This is a genomic window from Bradyrhizobium sp. 31Argb (genome assembly GCF_043638955.1).
Lineage (GTDB): Bacteria > Pseudomonadota > Alphaproteobacteria > Rhizobiales > Xanthobacteraceae > Bradyrhizobium.
On the sequence record NZ_JBEGDB010000116.1, the window covers coordinates 1 to 23,513 of the forward strand.

Genomic DNA, 23,513 nt, shown 5'->3' on the forward strand with positions numbered 1-23,513 from the left:
CCAATCCTCGCCCGGGGCCCGGTCGTCGCGCTGCGCTACGCATGGCTCCGCGCGCCGCCCTCTCACCGCAAAAACCCAACCCAACCCTGTTCGTTGAGAGCCTTGACTCACAAAGCCCCATATGAGGGCATATGAGGGTGGGCAAAGCGTAGCGTGCCCACCTCTTCCTGCACCGCTCTTGATGGTGGGCACGCTGCGCTTTGCCCACCCTACGCGACTGAGCACGCTGGCTATCGTCGTCCCGGCTCCCGGCTACGCCAAAGGCTTCGCCGCGGCGCGCAAGGCCGGGACGACGGCGTCATTGCGAGCGTCGAAGCTGGGCTTCGATGGCCGGCTTGTCTATGACCGACCAAACCTCCACGATCTTACCTTCTCGAAATTCGTAAATAACGTTCTCGGCGAACGAAACTCGTTTCCCGTCGATCTTGAGCCCGAGAAATTCTCCTTTCGGCCTGCAGTCGAAGAGCAGGCGGCTCGACACGTAAGGCGGATCCGCGATCAAGAGCTGGATATTGAACAAGAGGTCCGGGATCTGCTGAAAGTCATTTTCCAGCATCTCGCGATAGCCTGACAATCCAATCTGTCGGCCGTTGTGACGTACGTCATCGTGGACGAACCGTCCCAAATTGGTCCAGTCCTGCGCGTTCAAGCAGGTGATGTAGTCTCGATAGACCTTGGAGAGATGTTGCGGCGTCACGACAAATCTCCCTTGTCGCAGGTACCTGAGATCAATTGGTTCCATCGCCACCGCGATCACATCGCTGCCCCGCGAACGCGCCGTGGCTGTCAGGACAACCTTTACCCGGCCTGGCAGCCAAGGCATATTTCCCCAACGATTTTTAAAGGATTTCGCAAGGCGATGAACCAGGGAATCCAGCAAGTCGTTGGCGCCTATGTCAGACTGAAGAATGTGACGGCGCTGTTGGAGATGAAGGCTCACCGAAAGGAACTGCTCTCTCGGGCGCTTGACACGGATCAGTTCAGCCTCGCGCTATCACGTGATCTGTGCCGGCAGGATCTCGCCGCGATCGAAGACGGCATCCAGGATATCTTGAAGGGTGGCACGCTGCGAGGTTACGTCGATCATATAGAGCCTCACACCATTGCTGGCTGGGCTCAGTGCGTCGACCATCCTGAAATCCCGCTTCGCGTGGAACTCTATTTTGACGGCAGACTGGTCGGTAGTGTTCTGGCCGACCGCTATCGACAAGATCTCGAAAATGCCAATCTTGGAAGCGGCAACCACAGTTTCCAATTCAAACCCGATCAACACGCTTTCCTTGCCGCAGAACTGATCGAGGTTGCGGCGCCGGATGGCAAGCTCCTTCACGGGGGAACGTTGAAGCGAACAACTGCGGCGAGTGCAGACCAGCCGCAGCTCGCGCTCAATCCTTCACCGTAGCCGATCTGCCTCCCGGGGCCGGCAGCCTTCCACCGTTAACGCTTTGATCCGCCTCGCTTTGCCTTGCCACCGCCATATCATTAAGGTAACGCCGCCGCGATGTGGGGATCGGGCGCGTCTGGCGCCTTGGCATTTTGCTTCGCCCTCCGGGGATGGGATAGCCTTAAGTGTCTGAATTATTTAGTGAAGTCGACGAGGAGCTACGTCGCGAGCAGCTCAAGAAGCTGTGGGACAAGTATTCGCTCTACATCATTGCGCTGGCGATTCTGATCGTCGCCGGCGTGGGCGGCTGGCGCGGCTACGAATACCTCCAGGGCCAGAAGGCGGCCGAGGCGGGGGCTGCCTTCGACCGGGCTGTCGAGCTTTCCGAACAGAACAAGCGCGCCGAGGCGGAGGCCGCTTTCGCCGACCTGGCTACGAAGGCGCCGGCCGGTTACCGGGTGCTGGCGCGACTGCGGCTGGCTGCCGAAATCGCACCCCGCGACCCGCAGGCGGCCGCGAAGATGTATGACGAGATCGCCGCCGACCGCAGCGTCGGTGTGGCAGATCAGGATCTGGCGCGGATCCGGGCCGCGCAATTGCTGCTGGAAACCGCGACCTACCAGAACATGCTGCAGCGGCTCGAGCCCGCCACGGCGGCGAACTCGACCTTCCGTCACACCGCGCGCGAATTGCTGGCATTGTCGGCTTACCGCGCCAATGACGCCGCCGCAGCGCGGCAGTGGCTCGACCTGATCGTCAACGATGCCGAGACGCCGCCGAGCCTGCGCTCGCGCGCCGAGGCGCTGCAGGCGCTTTTGCCGCCTGTCGCCAAGAGCTGATTGAGAGGCTAACGAGTTGAGTGAGGGATTGCCCATGCGCCGCTCGCAACGTCTGATCGCAGCCGCTGTCGCCATTGCGCTTTGCAGCGTGCTGGCCGGCTGCGGGGGCGGCGGCCTGTCCAATTTCGATCCGTCGGACCTGCTCGACTTCCTCGACACCAAGAAGAAGCTGCCGGGTGACCGCAAGCCGGTATTCCCGGATGGCGTGCCGGGACTGGAGCAGGGCGTGCCGAAGGAGCTCTACAAGGGCTCGCAGCAACAGCAGATCGATGAGCAGAACGCGCAGGCTGCCGCCGCCGCTGCTCCGCCGCCACAGCCTCCGCCGGAGCAGGCGAAGTCGAAGCGATCGGCCAAGGGCAGGGCGACCAACGCCAGCACGGCGCCCGCAGCCGAGCCGGCCGCCGCCGATCCCAATGCCGCGCCGTCCGAGGAGGGCGCGGCCGCTGCGCTGCCGCCGGAGCCGAAGGCAAAGAGGATGGCGCGCAAGCGCACCACTGCGCCGCCGCCCGATCAGACGACGGCCCAACCGACCGCGGAGCCGGCTCCAGCACAGCCCACGCAGCAATCCGCCGCGCCGTTCCCAGCTCCAATGCCGAGCGGCAGTTTTTCGCGCTAGTTCCTGCTAGACTCCATTGACCTACACGCGTTTACCCCAACAGCGCTTTGATGATCCATGTCCTTCACGATCGCCATCATCGGCCGGCCCAATGTCGGAAAGTCGACGCTGTTCAACCGCCTGGTCGGGCAGAAGCTCGCGCTGGTGGATGACGAGCCCGGCGTAACGCGCGACCGCCGCGAGGGGCAGGCGCGGCTCGGCGATCTCGAATTCACCATTATCGACACCGCCGGTCTCGACGAGGGCGCCAAGGGCTCGCTGACCGCGCGCATGCAGGAGCAGACCGAAACCGCGATCGGCCTTGCCGACGCGCTGATGTTCGTGATCGACGCGCGGGTGGGTCTGACGCCGACCGACCGCGCTTTCGCCGATTTCGCCCGCCGCGCCGACAAGCCGGTGGTGCTTGTCGCCAACAAGGCCGAGGGCAAACATGGCGAGCTCGGCGCGATGGAATCCTACGCGCTGGGCCTGGGCGATCCGGTGCAGATTTCCGCCGAGCACGGCGAGGGCATGGGCGAACTTTATGACGCGCTGAGCGTGCTGATGCCGGCGCCTGCCGAAGATGATGAAGACCTCGAGGATGAAGCGCCGGAAACCGAGGAGGACGTCAGCCAACGTCCGATCCGCGTCGCCATTGTCGGCCGCCCCAATGCCGGCAAGTCGACGCTGATCAATCATCTGCTCGGCGAGGAGCGGCTCTTGACCAGCCCGGAAGCCGGCACCACGCGGGATTCCATCGCGGTCGAAATCAAATGGCAGGGCCGCGACTTCCGCCTGTTCGATACCGCGGGCCTGCGGCGGCGATCGCGGATCGAGGAGAAGCTGGAAAAGCTGTCGGTTGCGGATGCGCTGCGCGCGGTGCGCTTTGCCGAAGTCGTCGTGCTGATGATGGACGCGCAGAACAAGTTCGAGGAGCAGGACCTGCGCATCGCCGATCTGGTCGAGCGCGAAGGCCGCGCGATCGTGCTCGCGGTCAACAAATGGGACCTGGTCGAGCGCAAGCCGAACCTGATCTCAGGCTTGCGCGCCGATGCCGATCATTGGCTGCCGCAGGTGAAGGGCGTGCCTGTTGTTGCGGTGTCCGGGCTGATGGGCGAGGGCGTCGATCGGCTGATGAAGGCGATCGAGGAGGCCTATGCCACCTGGAACAAGCGCGTTCCCACCGCCGCGCTCAATCGCTGGTTCGAGCAGGCAGTCGCCGCCAATCCGCCGCCCGCGGTCTCCGGCCGCAGGTTGAAGCTGAACTACATCACCCAGAACAAGGCGCGGCCGCCGAGCTTCGTGCTGTTCTGCTCGCGCGCCGACGCCGTGCCGCAGTCCTATCTGCGCTATCTCACCAACTCGCTGCGCGAAACCTTCGACCTGCCGGGCACGCCGGTGCGCATCACGCTGCGTGAAAAGGCCAATCCCTTCGCCCACAAGCGCAAGCGGTTGTCGTGAGCGAAGAGGCGGCCGCGACCCTCGACACACCGTCGAGGCGCAGCGGCGCCGCGATCTTCATCTTCGGCACCGTCCTGCTCGACATGCTGGCGCTCGGCGTCGTCATTCCGATCCTGCCGAAACTGATCGAGGGCTTCGTCGACAATGATACGGCGAGTGCCGCGCGGATCTTCGGCCTGTTCGGCACCGCCTGGGCGTTGATGCAGTTACTCTTCTCGCCGATCCTCGGCGGATTGTCCGACAGGTTCGGGCGGCGTCCGGTGGTGCTGTTGTCGAACTTCGGTCTCGCCGCCGACTATGTGCTGATGGCGCTGGCGCTGGCGCCGTCGCTGGTCTGGCTGTTCATCGGCCGCCTGATTTCGGGCATCACCTCGGCGAGCGTCTCGACCGCCTTTGCCTATATCACCGACGTCACCGCGCCGGAGCAGCGCGCCACCATGTTCGGCAAGATCGGCGTCGCCTTCGGTGCCGGTTTCATCCTGGGGCCGGCGCTTGGCGGTCTGCTCGGCGGCTTCGATCCGCGATTGCCGTTCTGGGTTGCGGCGGGCTTGAGCTTTGCAAACGGACTCTATGGCCTGCTGATCCTGCCGGAGTCGCTGCCGCGAGAGCGTCGTTCGCCGTTCCGCTGGAAGAGCGCCAATCCGATCGGCGCGCTGCATCTGTTGCGCTCGGACCGCGTGCTCGCAGGGCTCTCGCTGGCGAATTTCTTCGCCCAGCTCGCCCATGTCGTGCTGCCCTCGACCTACGTGCTCTATGCGACCTATCGCTACGGCTGGGACACCGCGACCGTCGGCGCGACGCTGGCGCTGGTCGGCCTCTGCCAGATGATCGTGCAGGGCGCGGCGATCGGCCCGATCGTCAAGCGTTTCGGCGAGCGGCGGGCGCTGTTGTTCGGGCTCGCCTGTGGCGCGATCGGCTTTCTGATTTTCGCGAGCGCGCCGACCGGAGCGCTGTCCTGGTTCGGCATTCCCGTGATGGCGCTATGGGGTGTCGCGGGCGCGGCGCTTCAGGCGTTGATAACGCAGCTTGTTGCACCGGATCAGCAGGGCCAGCTCCAGGGCGCCACCACCAGCGTGCAGAGCGTGTCCCAGCTCGTGGGACCATTCCTGTTCACGCTGACGTTCGCCTATTTCATCGGCACAAGCGCGCCGTTCAAATTGCCGGGCGCGCCGTTCTTCCTGGCGGCAGCACTGTTGCTGCTGGCGCTATTGGTAGCGTCGCTGACACTCGCGAGAAAAGCGCAGGCTTCGTAGGGTGGGCACGGCGCTTCGCGCCTTTGCCCACCCTACGCATCACGCCATTACTTCTTCACCAGCGGGCATTCGCTGGCTTCCAGCGGCTTGGCCGCGTCTTCCGGCGCGATGGTGGCGATCAGCTTGTAATAGTCCCACGGATATTTGGACTCTTCCGGCTTCTTCACCTCGAACAGATAGGCCGGGATGATGCGGCGGCCATCGATGCGCAGCGGGCCCTTGCCGAACAGGGGATCGTCGGTCGGCAGTTCCTTCATCTTGACGACGGTCTTGGCGCCATCATGGGTGTTGCCGCCCATCGCCTCCAGCGCCTTCAGGTAATGCAGCACGGCCGCGTAATTGCCGGCGACCGTCATCGACGGCATCATGCCCTTTGGCGACACCTTGGCGAACCGCTTCGACCATTCACGGGTCTTGTCGTTCAAATCCCAGTAGAAGGATTCCGTAAATGTCAGGCCCTGCGCGGTCTTCAGGCCGAGCGAATGCACGTCGGTGATGAAGAGCAGGAGTGCTGCGAGCTTCTGGCCGCCGGAGACAATGCCGAATTCCGACGCCTGCTTGATCGAGTTGGTGGTGTCGCCGCCGGCATTCGCGAGCCCGACCACCTTCGCCTTCGACGATTGCGCCTGCAGCAGGAAGGAGGAGAAGTCGGACGTGTTGAGCGGGTGCTTCACGCTGCCCAGCACCTTGCCGCCATTGGCGAGAACGACCGCGGTCGTATCGCGCTCCAGCGCATGGCCGAAGGCGTAGTCGGCGGTGAGGAAGAACCAGCTATCGCCGCCGGCCTTGGTCAGCGCCTTGCCGGTGCCGTTGGCGAGCATGTAGGTGTCGTAGGTGTAGGAGATCGTGTTCGGCGTGCAGGCCTTGCCGGTGAGATCGGCGGTAGCCGCACCCGAGTTGAGCAGCACCGCGTTCTTCTCCTTGACGAGATTGCTGACCGCGAGCGCGACGCCCGAGTTCGGCGTGTCGACGATGACGTCGACCTTCTCGTTGTCGATCCATTGCCGGGCGATGTTGACGCCAACGTCCGGCTTGTTCTGGTGATCGCCGCTCAGCACCTCGATCTTCCAGCCCTTGTTGCGCAGTCCGGAATCCTCGACCGCCATGTTGACCGCGGCGACCGAATTGGCGCCGCCGATGTCGGCGTAAAGGCTCGACATGTCGTTCAGGACGCCGATCTTGACGGTTTTGTCTTGTGCGAAAGCCGGGGTCGCAAGACCTAATCCGGCGCAAGCGAATAGCGCGGCGTAGCGCCGCGCGCGCGTCGTTTTCATGTGTTCCCTCCTGTTGATGCCGGCATGGCCCTCTTTTGGGGCCTTTCGCCAGCGGCGCGGTCGGGGTAACCCGATCCACAGGTTCCCGATTATCCTGTCTCGCGCCTTCCGGCAATGCGCTTATCGTAGCGCATCGGAGGTCAGTTTGAATTTCTGGATGCGCTTGGCGTTGTCGACCTCGGCGGTATAGACGTTGCCCTTGGCGTCGACGGCCATGGCGTGGACCCAGTGGAATTGCCCGGCATTGCGGCCGCTGCGGCCGAAACTGCCGACCACGGTGCCGTCGTCGCGCCTGACGATCCGGATCTCGTTGTTCTCGCCGTCGGCGCTCAAGAGATAGGTCTGGTTCGGATCGGGCCAGAGCGCGATATCCCACACCGCGCCGTTGCCGAGCGTGCTCTTCTCAAAGAACCACTCTTTGACGAAGGACCCGTCCTTCTTGAACACCTGGATGCGGTTGTTGATGCGATCGCAGACATAGACCAGCCCGTCATTGGCGAGCTTCACGCAATGCACGGGATTGCCGAATTGCTGCGCAACCGGCGCCTTGGGATCATAGGCGGCCTGCTTGTCGTCATCAGGCTTGTTGCCATAGGCGCCCCAGTGCCGCTTGTAGGCGCCGGTGGTGGCGTCGAACACGATCACGCGGCGGTTGCCGTAGCCGTCGGCGACGTAGATCTCGTTCGCCTCCTTGTCGATCGCAGTCTCCGCGGGCTTGCCGAGCTGTGTGGTGTCGTTGGAGCCCTTGCTCGGCGCGATCTTGCCGATCTGGGAGACGAACTTGCCGTCGAGCGTGAATTTCAGGATCGCGTTGTCATTGTCGGCATTGCCGCCGACCCAGACGAAGCCGCGCTCGTCGACCTCGATGCCGTGCTCGCGGCCGACCCATTCATAGCCTTCGCCGGGCCCGCCCCACGCGCGCAAGAGATTGCCGTCGGCGTCGAACTCGAGCACCGGCGGCGCCGGAACGCAGCATTTCGAGCGCGGCGGATTGAGCGTTGCGCCTTTCTCGTCATCGGTCAGCGAGCGCGGGCGATGGATCACCCAGACATGGCCCTGCCAGTCGACGGTGATGCCGCCGACCTGCCCGAGGATCCAGTTGTTCGGCAACGGCTTCGGCCAGGCCGCATCGACCGCGAAGGCCGGAATGTCGCCGGCATGCGATGGCGCCGACAGGCAGAAGCAGGCGATACAGCTTAAGATGAATCCGAAAAGGGTGCGCGCGCGATTGAGCCTCGCCGTCATGATTGCCTCCCTGATTTTTTCTTGGCGGTTTGCCCGCTCAGGTAGCAGTCAATCGCGCCGAGGAGGTTTAGTCAATCGCCCGTCATTGCGAGGAGCGTAGCGACGAAGCAATCCATTTCGCCACTTGCGGAGACGTGGATTGCTTCGCTTCGCTCGCAATGACGGAGAAAATCACGCCGGCGGATGAAAGCTCATCAGCTTGCGCGAGGGGTAGTCGTAGAACTTGCCGGTCTCGTTCCACTCCGGCATGCACATCGGCAGGATGAATTCCGCCGCTTGCTCGGGCGTATCGAGATCCATCGGGTCTTCGCCCGGAAACACGGCGGCGCGCATGCGGGTGCGGATCGGGCCCGGGCTGAACAGGTTGACGCGCAGCCTCAAGGTCGCGGTCTCGTTGGCCCAGACGCGGACCAGCGTTTCCAGCGCGGCCTTCGACGCCGCATAGGGACCGAGATAGGCGAGCGCCTTGTTGGCCGCGCCTGAGGTGATGAACACCGCGCGTCCGGCATCGGACACTTTCAGGAGCGGCTCCATGCAGCGGATGAGCTGGAAATTTGCGGTCACGTTGACCGCCATCACGTCGTTCCACGATTTCAGATCGATGTGGCCGAGCGGTGAGGAGGGACCGGCGACGCCGGCATTGCCGACGAGGATGTCGAGCTTGCCATGACGCTCATGCAGCGCGGCGCCTAAGCGGGCGATGCCGTCGGAATCGGTGAGGCTGAGCGGCACCAGCGTGGCGCTGCCGCCGCTTTGCCGGATCTCGTCGTCGAGCTCCTCGAGCCCGCCTTGGGTCCGCGCCACCGCCACGATATGCGCGCCGGCTTTCGCCAGCGCCAGCGCAGTGGCATAGCCGATGCCGCGCGAGGCGCCGGTGACGAGGGCGATGCGGGAGGCGAGGGGAAGGGGCATTTACGGATTAACTCTTCGTGGTCGTCCCGGCCAAGGGCGCAACTTGCGCTCCGGGGCCGGGACCCATACTCCGCGGCGGTCATGATACGCGACGGCGGTTGTGTCCAATGGCTTCCGAAAAACAGAGCCGGTGGTTGGTTATGGGTCCCGGCCCCGGAGCGCAAGTTGCGCCCCAGGCCGGAACGACAATTCAGCTCGCCTCTGCCAGCAGCGAGAGCTGGCGCGGCTGCGGCTCGGCTTCACTGTGGTCGGTGAGATGCGTCGGATAGGCGCCCGTGAAACAATGGTCGGCGAACTTCGGGTTGGCCGGATCGCGGCCGCCGGGATAGCCCATTGCGCGATACATGCCGTCGATCGACAGGAAGGCCAGCGAGTCCGCGCCGATGATCTCGCGCATCTCCTCCAGCGTGTGCGTCGCCGCCAGCAGGCCGCCGCGGTCAGGCAGGTCGATGCCGTAATAGTCGGGATAGAGGATCGGCGGGGAAGCGAGGCGGAAGTGCACTTCAAGGGCGCCGGCGTCGCGCATCATGCGCACGATCTTCTTCGAGGTGGTGCCGCGCACCAGCGAGTCGTCGATCAGGAGGATGCGCTTGCCCTCGATCGCGGCGCGGTTGGCCGAATGCTTCATGCGCACGCCGAGCTCGCGCACGCTCTGGGTCGGCTGAATGAAGGTGCGGCCGACATAGTGGTTGCGGATGATGCCAAGCTCGAACGGCACGCCGGAATACTGGCTGTAGCCGACCGCGGCGGGTACGCCGGAGTCTGGCACCGGCACGACGACGTCGATATCCGGATGGTTCTCGCGCGCAAGCTGCGCGCCGAATGCCTTGCGGACCTCATAGACCGAACGGCCGCCGACGATGGAGTCGGGCCGTGAGAAATAGATGTATTCGAAGATGCAGGGCCGCGCCGGTTTCGGCGGGAACGGCTTGTGCGTGTGCGCGCCTTCCTCATCGAACACGATGATCTCGCCGGGCTCGATGTCGCGGACATATTTGGCGCCGATCATATCGAGCGCGCAGGTCTCCGAGGTCAGGATCGGCCGGCCGTCGAGATCGCCGAGCACGAGAGGCCGTATGCCGAGCGGGTCGCGCGCGCCGACCAGCTTCTTGTTGGTCAGGGCGACCAGCGAATAGGCGCCCTCGATCGCGCGCAGCGCCTCGATGAAGCGATCGACGAAATGGCCACGCTTGGACTGCGCCACTAGGTGCAGGATCACCTCGGTGTCGGTGGTCGACTGCATCATGGCGCCGTTCTTGACGAGCTCGCGGCGCAGCGACAGCCCGTTGGTGAGGTTGCCGTTATGGCCGACGGCAAAGCCGCCGGCGTTGAGCTCGGCGAACAGCGGCTGCACGTTGCGCAGGATGGTGGCGCCGGTGGTGGAATAGCGGACGTGGCCGACCGCGGTCGAGCCGGGCAGGCGCTCGATCACTTCGCGGCGGGAGAAGGTGTCGCCGACCAGGCCGAGCCGGCGCTCGGAGTGGAAGCGGCTGCCGTCGAAGGTGACGATGCCGCAAGCTTCCTGGCCGCGATGCTGGAGGGCGTGCAATCCGAGCGCCGTGATGGCGGCAGCTTCGGGGTGGCCGAAAATGCCGAACACACCACACTCTTCGCGTAGCGTGTCGCCTTCGAGATCATCCTGCAATTCGATGGGCCCGGAAGAATACGGGTCAAGCTGCTCGGCGTGATCGGAAGGGGCTTGCATCGCGTTCATCGCCTTTCTTTGCGGCCTGTGCTGAGTTTAGCCCAACAGGCCTAAGTCAAGGTTTAACGGCCCGCAGGTTTCTCGATCAGCTTTTTAAGGCTGTCGCGGGCAGGTTTACTATAGCCATCGCCGGACGCCGGCGCGGTGGGTTCGGCGTCAGTCTGATCGTCTTCCGGTTTGTTTTTCTTGAACCGCTTTAAGATGGTGTTCTCGGGGTCATCAGGCAAGAGCGACATCAGCCAATCCCCGGTTCCTTGCAGCACCACGCGGGATTTTGCGCCCGTCACCCAGTCCGGCCGCTGCTTGTCAGGAACCAGCCAGCTAAAGAACAGGAAGGCGACGACCACGATCAGGAGCCCGCGCGCCAGCCCGAACAGGAAGCCGAGCGTACGGTCGAGCGCACCGATGCGCGAATCCAGGATCATGTCGGAAATCCGCACCGTGATGATGGACACCACGATCAGGGTACCGATGAAAGTGCCGGCGACCACGACGACGGCGGCGACCGTGTCGTTGTTGAAGTAAGTTTTGGCAGTCGGCAAAAGCTTCGAGAAAGCATAGAGCGTGACCAGCGCCGCCGCGCCCCAGGCCGCGATCGACAGGATCTCGCGCATGAAGCCGCGCACCATCGCAAGCAGGCCCGAGATCAGCATCACTGCGAGCAGGACGAGATCGAGGATCGTTATCGGCATCGGGTGGTCAGGTCCGCTCGTTCTTCTTATGGGTCTGCAGGGCACGGCCGCCCGCGAATCGGCGTTTCGGTTCCGTCCTAGCTGAGGGGCTTATAGCGTCCCCGGCAAGGCCGGAAAGCGCCTGTCCCACGCGGCGCGATGTATAGCGGCGAGGGGCGCCAAGGTCACCCCGCTTTAGCCCTTCTCGCGACGGAATCGGGCCGGTGTGGCATTTTTCTCAACGGGTTCAGCGTCCCGTTGGGCCTGGTGGTTGCCCCTAGGGGTGCCACGGGCGGCGATCTCGGCGACCAGGGTGGTCAGTCCGCCGACCGAGTTCAGGGTAAGCCCGGCATCGCCGGCGTCGCCGCGGGCCGATTCGGGCAGCACGGCGCGGCCAAACCCGAGTTTCGCCGCCTCCTTCAGCCTGGCCGAGGTCTGCGCCACCGGCCGGACCGCGCCGGACAGCGAAATCTCGCCGAAATAGACCGCATCCGTTGGCAGGGGGGCGTTCACCAGCGAAGACACTAGCGCCGCGGCGGCGGCAAGGTCGGCGGCGGGTTCCTGGATGCGCAGGCCGCCGGCGACGTTCAGGTAGACGTCATGGCCGGAGAGTTTCACGCCGCAATGGGCCTCCAGCACCGCCAGCACCATCGACAGCCGGCTCGGGTCCCAACCGACCGCCGCACGCCGCGGCGTGCCGAGCGAGGTCGGCGCCACCAGCGCCTGCAATTCCACCAGCACCGGGCGGGTGCCCTCGATTCCGGCAAACACGGCGGTGCCGGGGCTGCCGAGGTCGCGCTCGGAAAGGAACAATTCGGAGGGGTTTGAGACCTCACGCAGGCCGAGCCCGGTCATCTCGAACACTCCGATCTCGTCGGTCGGGCCGAAGCGGTTCTTGACCGCGCGCAGGATGCGGAACTGCTGCGAGCCTTCGCCCTCGAACGACAGCACCGCGTCGACCATGTGCTCGACCACGCGGGGGCCCGCGATCTGGCCATCCTTGGTGACGTGCCCGACCAGGATGATGGCCGCGCCGGTCTTCTTGGCGAAGCGAATCAGCGCCTGCGCCGAGGCGCGGACCTGGGTCACCGTGCCGGGCGCGGATTCGACCGTGTCGGTCCACATGGTCTGGATCGAATCGATCACGATCAGCCGCGGCACGGTGCCTTCTGAGAGCGTCGAGACGATATCCTCGACCGAGGTTTCGGAAGCGAGCTGCACCGGCGCATTCGCAAGCCCGAGCCGCTCGGCGCGCAACCGCACCTGCGCCACCGCCTCTTCGCCCGAGATGTAGACCGCGCGGTGCCCGGCGCGCGCCATCATGCTGGTCGCCTGCGTCAGCAGCGTCGACTTGCCGATGCCGGGATCGCCGCCGACCAGGAGCACCGACCCGCGCACGAAGCCGCCGCCGGTGACGCGGTCGAGCTCGGTCATCCCGGAGGAGAGGCGGGGAGCGTCGTGGCTCTTGCCGGACAGCGACTCCAGCGCAAACGTCCGCCCCTTGCGCTTGGAGCGGATCGACACCGGCACATTGCCGGTCGAGTCCTCCTCCGCCAGCGTATTCCACTCACCGCAGGCGTCGCACTTCCCCTGCCAGCGATTATACGCCGCACCGCAATTCTGGCAGACAAAGGAGAGGGTGTTCTTGGCCATGGAAAATCCTACCGCCCATTCCGCATTTGGGTGCGCTCACAGGCGGCGAAGAATGAAATCAGGAACGCACAGCCGAACCAACCGCAGGCGGCAACCCAAGCGTCCGCAACAATTCAAAAGCTTTCAGGGCACGGTTGTTGCCGGTCTTGGCCCCCTTGCGCCGAACCAGTTCGGTCTTCCAATCAGAAATGCCTTCCACTACCGCCAACCAATGAATGGTGGCAGCAAGCTCAAGCACGGTGGACGAGTGCCGCTGCATTTCAGCAAGCGCTGTGCGGATGCGCCCGATTGGCATATGGGCGTCCGCCTTATCGCCATCGCCCTCTGCTTCCGCGGAGTAGGCGACGTAAGGCACGCCATCGCTCAGGCGACGGCGCTGGCTTGCGTGTAGGTGACCGAACACGATGTCGTCTTCGATCTTCTCGGCCAAATCCTCCGAATAGGGGCCGTAATGATAATATTCGTACGAGAAGCCGCTATCGAGGCCCATCCGGTCAAGCAGATACACGACTTTCTGGAGACGGATTTTCCCGACGATCTCTCCCCCGGCAGCCATCACGAGGCTTGGAACATCAGCCGTCATTTGTGCCTCCCTCTGACCGAATCAATGACAGATTGCGCCATTCTGGAGCTTGCTTCATCAAGAAAGTAGTAGCGCTCGAAGGCTCGCTGACGATCGGAGCCGGCTACCGTAGCGTCTTTGAAGTCGGTAATTTCTTTGAGCTTGTGGTCTGACATCCGGATCATGAGCCGTTTCTGGGCGCGCCCGTCGTCAGCTCCGATCTCACCGTATATCGACAGTTTGGCGGAGTCCCGGAATACATCTTCCCCGAGTTGCGATTTGAAGCGGGCGTCGAGCGCGTGTTTCAGACGGCGCTGTTCTTCCGCATCCTCCGGAAAGGCGTGCTGAACGTCGAGGCAGATAGGGCGTTCTCGATTGAGTATCCGCCCGGCAATTCGCTTGATTATCCCGTCACCATTTGTCGCGACGGCATGTAAGGCGCCCCACACCACCGTGTCGTCCAAGGCGCCATAGTTGGCGATGCCGTCGCCTCCCGGAGAAAAGAAGAGAACCAAGGGATGATCGTCGGGCAGGCCGGCGACCCTGCCGTTGGCATCTATCTCGCGTGCGGTGAATCGAAAGAAAGCCGATACCATCTGCTCGATCCCGCGCGTCGTCTTGTGCAGATATACGTTCGTGTAGAGGCGATACCGCGCCAACAGGAAATCTTCGGCAGCGTCGCGCGCTTTGTGCTCGAGGCAGAAGCTGTGCTGATAAATCGGATCTGCGTCGTCGGACTCGGCCGGCGCGAAGTCGATTTCGGCAACGCGCACATTGTCCATCAGCCAGTCCAGGTCGATGGCGCCGGCGCCAGTGCCGGTCATGTAACGGTCGCGGAGCAGATAATCCAAACGATCGGCGTCAAACGAACTCGACACGACCGCATGATACATGTCCGTCGGGGTTTCGGCGGCGACCAGGTCCGCGACATCCTCCGGCTTCACGCCGGACGCTGCGATTATCTCCGATATCCTGCCGCGGCCATCGCGGATCATGTCCGCAGTGAAAGCCTCATGACTTCGAATCTTTGGCTTCGGCGCGGCGTCTGTGGATCGTTCCGCGGCCAGTGCTTTTCGTGCTTCCTCGAAGGCGTGGCTAAAGGGGCCATGGCCGATGTCGTGAAGCAAGGCAGCAAACAGTGCGACCTTGGCACGCGTCTCGTTGAATTCGCCTTCGACGCGCTTGAGCTCGATCTCGCGTTTCAGGATTCCGACGAGGCGTCGCGCATTGTGGTACACGCCGATCGAATGCGAAAAGCGCGTGTGGCTCGCGGAAGGGAACACATACTCGGACACGCCGAGTTGCTTGACGCGCCGAAGACGCTGCACTTCGGGCGTATTGAGCAACTTCCAAACGCTCTCGTCGACCAAGCCATCGTCATTAAAGACAATGAGGCCATGAATAGGGTCTCGGACGCGCTGAGGCTTCATAAGAACAAAAGTAGAACATTCTCCGCCGTACGTCTACCCAAAGATGGAACCGCCCCGAAACCCGTTGCGCGTCATATGGTTAGGGCGTGACGAGCAGTCTGGTTCAGCGGATAGCGGGACAATGATGTCTAGTGAGTTACCGCGGGCCACAGCAGCGACGCTCCGGCCACAAGCATGATGCCGTCCATCACGAGGCGGAAGACGTCAGGTTCAAGCCGCAGCACGAAGCGCTTCGCAATGAAGGCGCCCGCCATCAGCGACGAGCCCGCGATCAGGCCTTTGAGAGCGACGTCAGGCGTCAGCGCGCCGAAACGTTCAAACGTCACCGACTTGCTCACATAGAGGCCGAGCGAGCTTGCGGCCTCAGTCGCAAGAAAGGCGCCCTTGGTGAGGCCGTAGAACAGGAACAGCGGCACGCTCAAAGGTCCGGTCGAGACCACGATGCCCGTGAGATAGCCGATGATGGCGCCGCCTACAGCGAGATGCCACAACCGCGCCTGCAGTTGATGCCGCGCCAGCCAGTGCCGCGCCGGCACCATCGCGATCAGGAACAGGCCGATTGCGATGTCGACCACGCGAGACGGCAGCGCTAGCAGCGTGCGTGCACCGAGCGCCGCGGCCGGGATGCCGGTGATGGAGTAGGCGGCGCAGGCCCGCCAATCGACCTCGCGCCACCAGGCCAGGATGCGCGAAAGGTTCGCCATCACCGCGGCCACCGCCATGATCGGCACCGCTTGCTTTGGTCCGAACTGATAGATCAGCACCGGCATCAGCATGATCGACGATCCCGTGCCAACGATGCCCGAAAGCGTTCCGGCAATCAGGCCGACGATGAGGACGAAGAGGTAACCCACGAGATAGTGTCCGCGACTCGTTCAGGGGGAAGAGAGCCTAGCAAGTTTCGGGAGGTCGCGTCCTAACACTCGCTGTCATTCCGGGGCGCGCCCCTTGGCGCGAGCCCGGAATCCATCAGACCACCGGCACAGGTGGAAAAATGGATTCCGGGCTCGCCGCTTCGCGACGCCCCGGAATGACGGAGGAGAAAAATTTGCTAGTGATTCCAACGTGATTTGCTTCGTCCAGTTGGCTTGAAAAAAATAAACCGCTTAACCCGTCGGGCAAATCAGCACTATTAATCCGCGCGTCTCACGGTAGATGAGGGGCGGATCGCGATCGTCACGAACGTTGCGGTGAGATGCGGTGGACGCGATGCGTGTGACTGACGAGCACGCGCATCACGGACGGCGAAGTCGTGTGGTCCTGGCGCCCCGACGCTGGCGCTAAGCTTCTTACGAAGTGACGGTGGCAAGAAAGCCCGGTCACCGGGGAGAGCACGAAGTAAGCCGTAACACCATCGCGCAGGGAAAGCCGGAATGCTTCGGTTGAACCTGTGGTCCTACCCCCGTGCTTTTTGTTGCACGGGACCCACGGGTGCAACCGGCACCCGGCTTTCCCTGCGCCCTCTGTTCAATGAGGAGGGTGGAAGGCGACGCAAACCTCGGGCGCAAAGCTCCGCGAGAACGCGGACTCACATCCTCACGCTATTTGACAATTGAATCAGGACTCACCCCGTCATTGCGAGCGGAGCGAAGCAATCCATTTTGCCGCTTGTGGAGACATGGATTGCTTCGCTTCGCTCGCAATGACGGTGTCGTCCCGTTTTTCGCGGGGACGACAATCGTAGGATGGGTAGAGCGCAGCGAAACCCATCATCTCGCCGCTTGCTCCATCGCGATGGGTTTCGCTGCGCTCTACCCATCCTACGGCACAATCACCGCAGCACGATCCACGCCGGTGCGTGGTCGCTTGCGCCTTCCTCGCCTCTGATGTCGCGGTCGACACCAGCCTTCGTCAGACGCGGCGCGAGCACAGGACTGAGCAGCAGATGATCGAGTCTCAGCCCGGCATCGCGCGGCCAGCGGTTGCGCTTGTAGTCCCAGAAGGTGAACATCGGCTTTGCCGGATGCAGCGTGCGGATCGCGTCGCACCAGCCCTGGTCGACGAGCGCCTTGAAGGCGGCGCGGCTCTTCGGCTGGATCAATGCATCCTTGTCCCACGAGCGCGTCGGATAGATGTCGAGCTCGGTCGGCGCGACATTGTAGTCGCCGGCGAGCACGACCGGGACATCCTCTTTGAGAAGCTTAGCGGCATGCGCGCGCAATCGCCTGAACCAGGCCAGCTTGTAGTCGAATTTCGGCCCGGGCTGCGGATTGCCGTTCGGCAGATAGAGGCTGGTGACGATGATGCCCTTGACCGCGGCCTCGATATAGCGCGCCTCGTGATCGGTGCGATCGCCGGGCAGGACGGTGCGGATCAATACCGGCTCGGCTTTTCGCGCGAGGATCGCAACGCCGTTCCAGGTCTTCTGCCCCTGCCACACCGCGCCATAGCCGGCCTTTTCGATCGCGGGCAACGGAAACTCGCTGTCGGTCGCCTTCAGTTCCTGCAGGCTGACGACATCGGGTTTTGCCGCGCGCAGCCAGCGCAAGAGGTTCGGCAGGCGGCGGTTGATGTTGTTGATGTTGAAGGTCGCGATCTTCATGTGTCGAGACGACCGCGATCCGTCCTGACCCGATCAGGCCGGAGCGTTGCCGGAGTCGGCAGGCGGTGGCGGCGGCTCCTCCGTGGGGTTGCCGCCCTTGTAGATGCGCGCATAACGCGGACCCAGGCTGGTCAGCACCTCATAGCCGATGGTGCCGAAATGATGCGCGAGTTCGTCGACCGTGATGCCTTCGCCGATCAGGGTGACCATGTGGCCGCGCCGCACGGCATTCTTGTCGAGTTCGGTGATGTCAACGGCGATCAGGTCCATCGAGATGCGGCCGGCGATCGGGCAGCGCTTTCCGGCGACCACAACGTCGGCGCCGCGGGTGCCGTCGTTCGAGCTCGCTGCGCGGAAATAGCCGTCGGCATAGCCGACCGAGATGACCGCCAATCGCGTTGGCCGCCGCGCGGTCCAGGTGCCGCCATAGCCGACGGTCTCGCCGCGATCGATGTGGCGGATCTGCACGATGCGGGCCTTGAGATCGACCACCGGCCGCATCGGGTTGTCGGCCTCGGGCGTCGGGTTGACGCCGTAGAGCGCGGCTCCCGGCCGCACCAGCTCGAACTGGAATTGGGGACTGAGGAAAATGCCGGAGGAATTCGCAAGCGACGCCGGCACGCCGGTGAACAGGCTCGCGATCTCGCGGAAGGTCGTAAGCTGCCTGGCGTTGATCGGGCTGTTGAGCTGCTCGGCGGCGACGAGGTGGCTCATCACCAACGTGATGCCGTGATCGCCGGCGTTGATGCGCGGGATGATGCCTTGCGCCTCGTTGATCGTGAACCCGAGCCGGTTCATGCCGGTGTCGATGTGAACGGCGGCGCCGCCCGACCAGCCGGAGCGACGGCAGAACACGTCCCATTCGGCGAGTTCGTTGAGGTCGCCAATCACGGGCTGGCAGTCGAACTTGGCGTAGCTGTCGCCGGTGTTCTGGAAGAAGCCGCCGAGCGCATAGATGGTGGCGGACGGCACCGCCTCGCGGACAGCGCGCGCCTCTTCGATATTGGCGACGAAGAACGTCTTGCAGCCGGCGGCGGCCAATGCCCGCGAAACCTGCGCAGCGCCGCAGCCATAGCCGTCGGCCTTCACGACGGCGCCGCATTCGGCCGGAACCGCGCTCTTCTCGAGCCTGCGCCAATTGGCGATGATGGCGTCGAGATCGACGGTCAGGATGCCCGTGGCGGTCGGAGGCACCGCGAGCTGGTTTGCGTCGGACGCAAGCTGCGCGCCCTGCGGGATCGATTTCGGATCGGAAGCGACGTTCATGGAGCCGTTTTACGCGGGCGGCAGCAATGGTTCAACCGCGCATCAATAAGACCGATCCGGCACTTGACCGTCATGGGCGAGATCGCCGAACCGTGTCACGCTGGCTTCGAAGTGCAGTTCGACCGAGCCGGTCGGGCCGTGGCGCTGCTTGCCGATGATGACTTCGGCCTTGCCGTGGGCGAGGTCCATGTCAAGCTGCCATTTCTCATATTCCGGCGTGCCCGCGCGCGGTTCCTTGTTGGCGAGGTAATATTCCTCACGATAGACGAACATTACGACGTCGGCGTCCTGCTCGATCGAACCGGATTCACGCAGGTCGGAAAGCTGCGGACGCTTGTCGTCGCGGTTTTCCACCTGGCGCGAGAGCTGCGACAATGCGATCACCGGGACGTTCAATTCCTTCGCCAGCGCCTTCAGGTTGGTCGTGATCTCCGTGATTTCCTGGACGCGGTTGTCGGTGCCGCGCTTGCCCGATCCCTGCAGAAGCTGAATGTAATCGATGACGATGAGGTCGAGACCCTTCTGTCGCTTCAGCCGCCGCGCCCGCGCGGTCAGTTGCGAGATCGACAGGCCGCCGGTTTCGTCGACGTAGAAGGGCAGGGACTGCAGCTCGATCGAGCATTCGCGGATCTTCTCGAAATCCATCTCGGTGATGCCGCCGCGGCGGATGTGGCTCGAGGGAATGCCGGTGCGCTCGGCGAGAATACGGGTGGCGAGCTGCTCGCCCGACATTTCGCAGGAGAAGAAGCCGACCGCGCCGCCGTGGACCGCCTTGATGCTGCCGTCGGCCTGCACTTCGCCCTCATAGGCCCTGGCGATGTTGTAGGCGATGTTGGTCGCGAGCGAGGTCTTGCCCATGCCGGGGCGGCCGGCGACGATGATCAGGTCCGACGGCTGCAGGCCGCCCATCTTGGCGTCGAGGTCGCGCAGGCCGGTCGAGATGCCCGACAGCTTGCCGTCGCGTTGGAACGCTTTCGCGGCCATGTCGACGGCAAGCGTCAGCGCTTGGGAGAAGCGCTGGAAGCCGCCGTCATAGCGGCCGGTTTCGGCGAGTTCGTAAAGCTGCCGCTCGGCGTCCTCGATCTGGGCGCGCGGTGCGAAATCCACCGGCGCGTCGAAGGCGACGTTGACCATGTCCTCGCCGATCCGGATCAGGTCGCGCCGCAGCGACAGGTCATAGACGGTCCGGCCATAGTCCTGGGCGTTGATGATCGTGGTCGCTTCGGCGGCAAGGCGGGCGAGGTATTGGGCAACCGTCATGCCGCCAATGTCGGTCTCTGCCGGCAGGAAGGTCTTCAGCGTCACGGGGGTCGCCACCTTGCCCATGCGGATCAGGCTACCGGCGGTCTCGTAGATCGTCTGGTGGAGCGGCTCGAAGAAGTGTTTCGGCTCCAGGAAATCGGAGACGCGGTAGAAGGCGTCGTTGTTGACCAGGATCGCGCCCAACAGGCCCTGTTCCGCTTCGATATTGTGCGGCGCGCTGCGATAGGCCGGGGTTCCCGGCTCGGGCGCGAGCTTCAGGACGTTCGAATCAGTTGCCATGGACGGAATTATTCTTCGGATTTCGCCGTTATTGGGATTCCCGGAAGCAGGGGCGGCGATAAAGCGCCACCGCTGTCGGAAGCGGAAGTGCCCATGCGCCTTATTCACGATTCACACAAGCGAAGTGTGAATCACGTAGCAGCGGTGCACGATGCTTGACGGATTTCGGGGGCGGGGCGGCGAGTCGCGAGGAATGTTTTGGGGCAGGCTGAACCTAATTCCACCTGGACGAACCAACATCCAAGGGAACGGCGCGTGTCCGGCCCGCTATCTCAGGTGAGGATGAGATAGGCGAACGCAACCAAAGCGGCGACGATGCCCACAGCGATCAGGGCGTAGTCGGTTTTGAGGTCGCGCGGCGGATCGAACAAGGATCTGTAGGTCTCGTGGGACATGGGGGTGGTCTACGCCCAAACCGCCCGCCCACCTTGTGAACCAGTTCACATGGGAATGATTTTTATTGCGGCAGGGTAGGCGGGAACGGACCAAAGGGTTTCGGGTTAGTTAAAGCGATGAGCCAGCGATTTCATATCCGGCGATCGGACCAGGGCGGCCGGCGGTGGCTGTCGATGCTGATCGACGCCATGGAGGAGGCGTCTCGTCCGGAAATCCGCAATGTTCCCCGCGACAAGCAGGTGCTCGCCGCCGTCGAAGCGCGACTTGCGCGCCCGGCCGTAGCCTATCCCTGTTACGGCTCGGCCTTCAGCTTTCGCAACTGAACCTATTCGCCCGCCAATTGCAGCCGCGGCCGCGCGCGCTGCTCGATGCCGCGGAGCTTGGCCTCTTCCTGGCCGATATAGTCGCGGGTGATCGGCACGACGCCCTGCCGCTTGGTGAGCTGGAGCTGGAAGTTCATCATGTTCTGCTTGCGGAACGACATTTCGGACGCCGCCAGATAGAACTCCCACATCCGCGCAAAGCGCTCGTCGTAGAGGCGGACGGCCTCTTCGCGCCGCGCCATGAAACGCTCACGCCATGCCCTCAAGGTCTCGGCATAGTGCAGTCGGAGGATCTCCATGTCGCAGACCAAGAGCCCGGCCTTCTCGATCGCGGGCATGACTTCGGACAGTGCCGGGATATAGCCGCCGGGGAAGATGTATTTCTCGATCCAGGGGCTGGTGACGTCAGGCCCCGTGGACCGGCCGATCGAGTGCAGCACCATCACGCCGTCGTCGGTCAGCAACTCGGCGCAGCGGCGGAAAAAGGTCTCGTAGAAGTCGACACCGACATGTTCGAACATGCCGACCGAGATGATGCGGTCGAACGGGCCGGGGATGTCGCGATAGTCCTCGAGCAGGAAGCGCGCCGATTGCGAGAGGTTCTTCTCCGCCGCCCGGGTGTTCGAAACCTGGAGCTGCTCGGTGGAGAGCGTGACGCCGGTGACGTCGGCGCCGGTCATCTCGGCAAGGTAGAGGCCAAGCCCACCCCAGCCGGAACCGATATCGAGCACGCGCTGGCCCGGCCGCACCAGGAGCTTGGCGGCGAGATGGCGCTTCTTGGCGAGCTGGGCGTCGTCCAGCGTCGCATCCGGCGTCTCGAAATAGGCGCAGCTATATTGCTTGTCGGCGTCGAGGAAGAGGGAATAGAGCCGGCCATCGAGGTCATAGTGGTGAGCGACGTTGCGCCTCGACCGGCCTCGCGGATTGAATTGCCAGATGTGCCTTCCGAGATAGCGCAGGAGCCATTGCGGCTTGGCCCAGCGCGGCAGCATGTCCGGCTGATCCATCAGGATCGCAAGCGCATCCGCAATCGAGCCGTTCTCGACGACGAACGTGCCGTCCATATAGGATTCACCGAGACTGAGCTCGGGATCGAGCAACACCCAACGCTCCGCGGCTGCGGTCAGGAACCGCACCGGAACCGGCTGCCCGGCGCCGTCGCCGCACGTGAACTTTGCCCCGCTTGCGGTCGTGACCGAAAGCGCCCCACGGCGAACGAACTGCCCCAAGAAATAACGCAACAAACGGTCCATAGAAGCACCACAGAGCGACCGGCCGTTACCCTGACGCGCAGTGGAACAGATGGTTCCAATGTGAGTCAACATCACTGTAGGTGTGATCGGGGGGAAGCGCTATTGCGTTGTAGTCAAAGCGGATATTCCCGAATGTGACAATTGCGTGGATGCGTCACAACTGCGCTTCCATTCGCCCGATAATCGGCTAAAAGGGGCGCGCCGCAACCGGATCGAGCAGGGCCGGGTGGCGTTTCCACGATCAGGAGAATGGGGGATGTTGGGCCGAGCGCTCATTTTCGCGGCGGTGATTCTTGTTGTCGCCGGCCTTGCGGCGAACTCGGCGCATGCCCAGCCGACCAATCTGGAGGCCGGCAAGAGCCCCTCGCAGATCTTTGCCGGCACCTGCAGCGCCTGCCACAAGTCGGCGCGCGGCCTGCTCAAGAGTGTCAGCGCTTCGGCGCTCCCGGGGTTCCTGCGCCAGCACTACACCACGAGCAGCGACATGGCCTCGCTGCTGGCGTCCTATCTCGTGTCCAACGGCGCCAGCGATACGCGATATCAGGGCCGGCAGGAGCAGACCAAGCGCGGCAAGGATGCGAAGCAGCAGGAAGCCGCGCGCCCGGCCAGCCCGCCCGAACCGGAGCGGCCTAGCCGCAGGTTCTTGTTTCCATGGAGCACGCCCGAGCCCGCCCCCGATGCGCAGCAGGCCGCCAAGCCTGATGCTGACGACCTCAATCCACAAGGCGAGGGCAGGCGGCATGGTCGCAACGCCAAGCGGCCGCAGCAGCCGAGCGAGGCGGCACCTGACGCGGCCAGCCCGGAGCAGGCAACCGAGCCCAAGCCGGCCGCAAAACAAAAGATGGGCAAGCGCGGCAAGCCCAGCGAGGAACCTGCCAGACAGGCCGAGCCAGCCGTGGAAGAGACGCCGAAGGGCGAGGCCGCCAAGGTTGAGTCGAGGGAAAGTGGCGGCAGCGAGCCAGCACCGCCGCGGTCGGATCCAGTTCCACCGGTGACGCCAGCGCCGCCAGCAGCCGCTGCAGCTCCGAGCGCTCCGGAACCGTCCGCAAGCCCGTCTGCGGCTACTCCGGCAGCTCCTGCAGCTTCGCAGTGACGGCGTCCGCGCCGTCCTCATTGCCGCCATCCCAGTCGGCTAGGCCGTGTGGACAGTTACCTTATCCAGAGCAGAGTGGCGGCAATGGCGACGACGGCGAAGTAGTTTCGCGCG

General features: G+C 63.8%; 22 protein-coding genes. 7 read left to right on the forward strand and 15 right to left on the reverse strand.

Annotated features, from left to right (window positions below; genetic code table 11):
* Nucleotides 1–298: 298 nt before the first annotated feature.
* Nucleotides 299–742 (reverse strand): ester cyclase, encoded by a 444-nt coding sequence (locus tag AAFX91_RS22050; protein WP_394567892.1) that lies wholly within the window; start codon nucleotides 740–742, stop codon nucleotides 299–301.
* A 117-nt stretch (nucleotides 743–859) separates the two neighbouring features.
* Here AAFX91_RS22050 and AAFX91_RS22055 point away from each other — a divergent pair, with 117 nt between their 5' ends.
* From AAFX91_RS22055 to AAFX91_RS22075, 5 genes are all read left to right on the forward strand, one after another.
* Nucleotides 860–1,402 (forward strand): hypothetical protein, encoded by a 543-nt coding sequence (locus tag AAFX91_RS22055; protein WP_130584258.1) that lies wholly within the window; start codon nucleotides 860–862, stop codon nucleotides 1,400–1,402.
* A gap of 167 nt (nucleotides 1,403–1,569) precedes the next feature.
* The gene (locus tag AAFX91_RS22060) at nucleotides 1,570–2,223 is read left to right on the forward strand and encodes a tetratricopeptide repeat protein (protein WP_130584257.1); all 654 of its coding nucleotides are present in this window, start codon (nucleotides 1,570–1,572) and stop codon (nucleotides 2,221–2,223) included.
* A 34-nt stretch (nucleotides 2,224–2,257) separates the two neighbouring features.
* Nucleotides 2,258–2,839, forward strand: a complete 582-nt coding sequence (locus AAFX91_RS22065; protein WP_282529931.1) for a hypothetical protein — start codon at nucleotides 2,258–2,260, stop codon at nucleotides 2,837–2,839.
* 57 nt (nucleotides 2,840–2,896) lie between these two features.
* Entirely contained in the window at nucleotides 2,897–4,279 is a 1,383-nt protein-coding gene (gene der / locus AAFX91_RS22070; protein ID WP_282529932.1) for a ribosome biogenesis GTPase Der, read from the forward strand.
* Nucleotides 4,276–5,532 carry a TCR/Tet family MFS transporter gene (locus tag AAFX91_RS22075; protein ID WP_394567885.1) on the forward strand — a complete coding sequence of 419 codons (1,257 nt, stop codon included), beginning with the start codon at nucleotides 4,276–4,278 and terminating at the stop codon, nucleotides 5,530–5,532. Before der ends, AAFX91_RS22075 begins: the two co-directional genes overlap by 4 nt.
* A gap of 47 nt (nucleotides 5,533–5,579) precedes the next feature.
* Here AAFX91_RS22075 and AAFX91_RS22080 read toward each other — a convergent pair whose 3' ends face one another.
* The 13 genes from AAFX91_RS22080 to AAFX91_RS22140 all read right to left on the reverse strand — a co-directional run bounded on the left by AAFX91_RS22080 (nucleotide 5,580) and on the right by AAFX91_RS22140 (nucleotide 20,729).
* On the reverse strand, nucleotides 5,580–6,806 hold the full coding sequence (locus AAFX91_RS22080; protein ID WP_394567886.1) for an ABC transporter substrate-binding protein: 1,227 nt from the start codon (nucleotides 6,804–6,806) through the stop codon (nucleotides 5,580–5,582).
* Between the two features lie 120 nt (nucleotides 6,807–6,926).
* Nucleotides 6,927–8,051, reverse strand: a complete 1,125-nt coding sequence (locus AAFX91_RS22085) for a hypothetical protein (RefSeq protein ID WP_394567887.1) — start codon at nucleotides 8,049–8,051, stop codon at nucleotides 6,927–6,929.
* A gap of 171 nt (nucleotides 8,052–8,222) precedes the next feature.
* Complete coding sequence (locus AAFX91_RS22090) at nucleotides 8,223–8,963, reverse strand: SDR family NAD(P)-dependent oxidoreductase (protein WP_130582268.1); 741 nt, start codon at nucleotides 8,961–8,963, stop codon at nucleotides 8,223–8,225.
* A gap of 190 nt (nucleotides 8,964–9,153) precedes the next feature.
* Complete coding sequence (purF, locus tag AAFX91_RS22095) at nucleotides 9,154–10,668, reverse strand: amidophosphoribosyltransferase (protein ID WP_130582273.1); 1,515 nt, start codon at nucleotides 10,666–10,668, stop codon at nucleotides 9,154–9,156.
* Nucleotides 10,669–10,730: 62 nt separating this feature from the next.
* Nucleotides 10,731–11,360: a CvpA family protein gene (locus tag AAFX91_RS22100; RefSeq protein ID WP_028166053.1), complete on the reverse strand. Its 630-nt coding sequence runs from the start codon at nucleotides 11,358–11,360 to the stop codon at nucleotides 10,731–10,733.
* 174 nt (nucleotides 11,361–11,534) lie between these two features.
* Nucleotides 11,535–12,992, reverse strand: a complete 1,458-nt coding sequence (gene radA, locus AAFX91_RS22105; RefSeq protein ID WP_394567888.1) for a DNA repair protein RadA — start codon at nucleotides 12,990–12,992, stop codon at nucleotides 11,535–11,537.
* A 58-nt stretch (nucleotides 12,993–13,050) separates the two neighbouring features.
* The gene (locus AAFX91_RS22110; protein ID WP_130582266.1) at nucleotides 13,051–13,575 is read right to left on the reverse strand and encodes a hypothetical protein; all 525 of its coding nucleotides are present in this window, start codon (nucleotides 13,573–13,575) and stop codon (nucleotides 13,051–13,053) included.
* Nucleotides 13,572–14,924: an HD domain-containing protein gene (locus tag AAFX91_RS22115; RefSeq protein ID WP_394567889.1), complete on the reverse strand. Its 1,353-nt coding sequence runs from the start codon at nucleotides 14,922–14,924 to the stop codon at nucleotides 13,572–13,574. Before AAFX91_RS22115 ends, AAFX91_RS22110 begins: the two co-directional genes overlap by 4 nt.
* A gap of 188 nt (nucleotides 14,925–15,112) precedes the next feature.
* Nucleotides 15,113–15,838, reverse strand: a complete 726-nt coding sequence (locus tag AAFX91_RS22120) for a sulfite exporter TauE/SafE family protein (RefSeq protein WP_130582264.1) — start codon at nucleotides 15,836–15,838, stop codon at nucleotides 15,113–15,115.
* Nucleotides 15,839–16,755: 917 nt separating this feature from the next.
* The gene (gene xth, locus AAFX91_RS22125) at nucleotides 16,756–17,526 is read right to left on the reverse strand and encodes an exodeoxyribonuclease III (RefSeq protein ID WP_130583521.1); all 771 of its coding nucleotides are present in this window, start codon (nucleotides 17,524–17,526) and stop codon (nucleotides 16,756–16,758) included.
* 33 nt (nucleotides 17,527–17,559) lie between these two features.
* Nucleotides 17,560–18,792, reverse strand: a complete 1,233-nt coding sequence (gene alr / locus AAFX91_RS22130; RefSeq protein WP_130583520.1) for an alanine racemase — start codon at nucleotides 18,790–18,792, stop codon at nucleotides 17,560–17,562.
* A 42-nt stretch (nucleotides 18,793–18,834) separates the two neighbouring features.
* Nucleotides 18,835–20,334, reverse strand: coding sequence for a replicative DNA helicase (locus AAFX91_RS22135; RefSeq protein WP_130583519.1), 1,500 nt, complete (start codon nucleotides 20,332–20,334; stop codon nucleotides 18,835–18,837).
* 272 nt (nucleotides 20,335–20,606) lie between these two features.
* A complete protein-coding gene (locus AAFX91_RS22140) occupies nucleotides 20,607–20,729 on the reverse strand; it encodes a hypothetical protein (RefSeq protein ID WP_256378872.1) in 123 nt (40 codons plus the stop codon).
* Between the two features lie 174 nt (nucleotides 20,730–20,903).
* On the opposite strand from AAFX91_RS22140, the gene AAFX91_RS22145 reads away from it, so the two are divergent.
* Nucleotides 20,904–21,053 (forward strand): hypothetical protein, encoded by a 150-nt coding sequence (locus AAFX91_RS22145; protein WP_394567890.1) that lies wholly within the window; start codon nucleotides 20,904–20,906, stop codon nucleotides 21,051–21,053.
* Between the two features lie 2 nt (nucleotides 21,054–21,055).
* On the opposite strand, the gene AAFX91_RS22150 is transcribed toward AAFX91_RS22145, so the two are convergent.
* A complete protein-coding gene (locus AAFX91_RS22150) occupies nucleotides 21,056–22,306 on the reverse strand; it encodes a cyclopropane-fatty-acyl-phospholipid synthase family protein (RefSeq protein ID WP_282532139.1) in 1,251 nt (416 codons plus the stop codon).
* A gap of 256 nt (nucleotides 22,307–22,562) precedes the next feature.
* On the opposite strand from AAFX91_RS22150, the gene AAFX91_RS22155 reads away from it, so the two are divergent.
* Nucleotides 22,563–23,399, forward strand: a complete 837-nt coding sequence (locus AAFX91_RS22155; protein ID WP_394567891.1) for a hypothetical protein — start codon at nucleotides 22,563–22,565, stop codon at nucleotides 23,397–23,399.
* The last annotated feature ends 114 nt before the right edge of the window (nucleotides 23,400–23,513 follow it).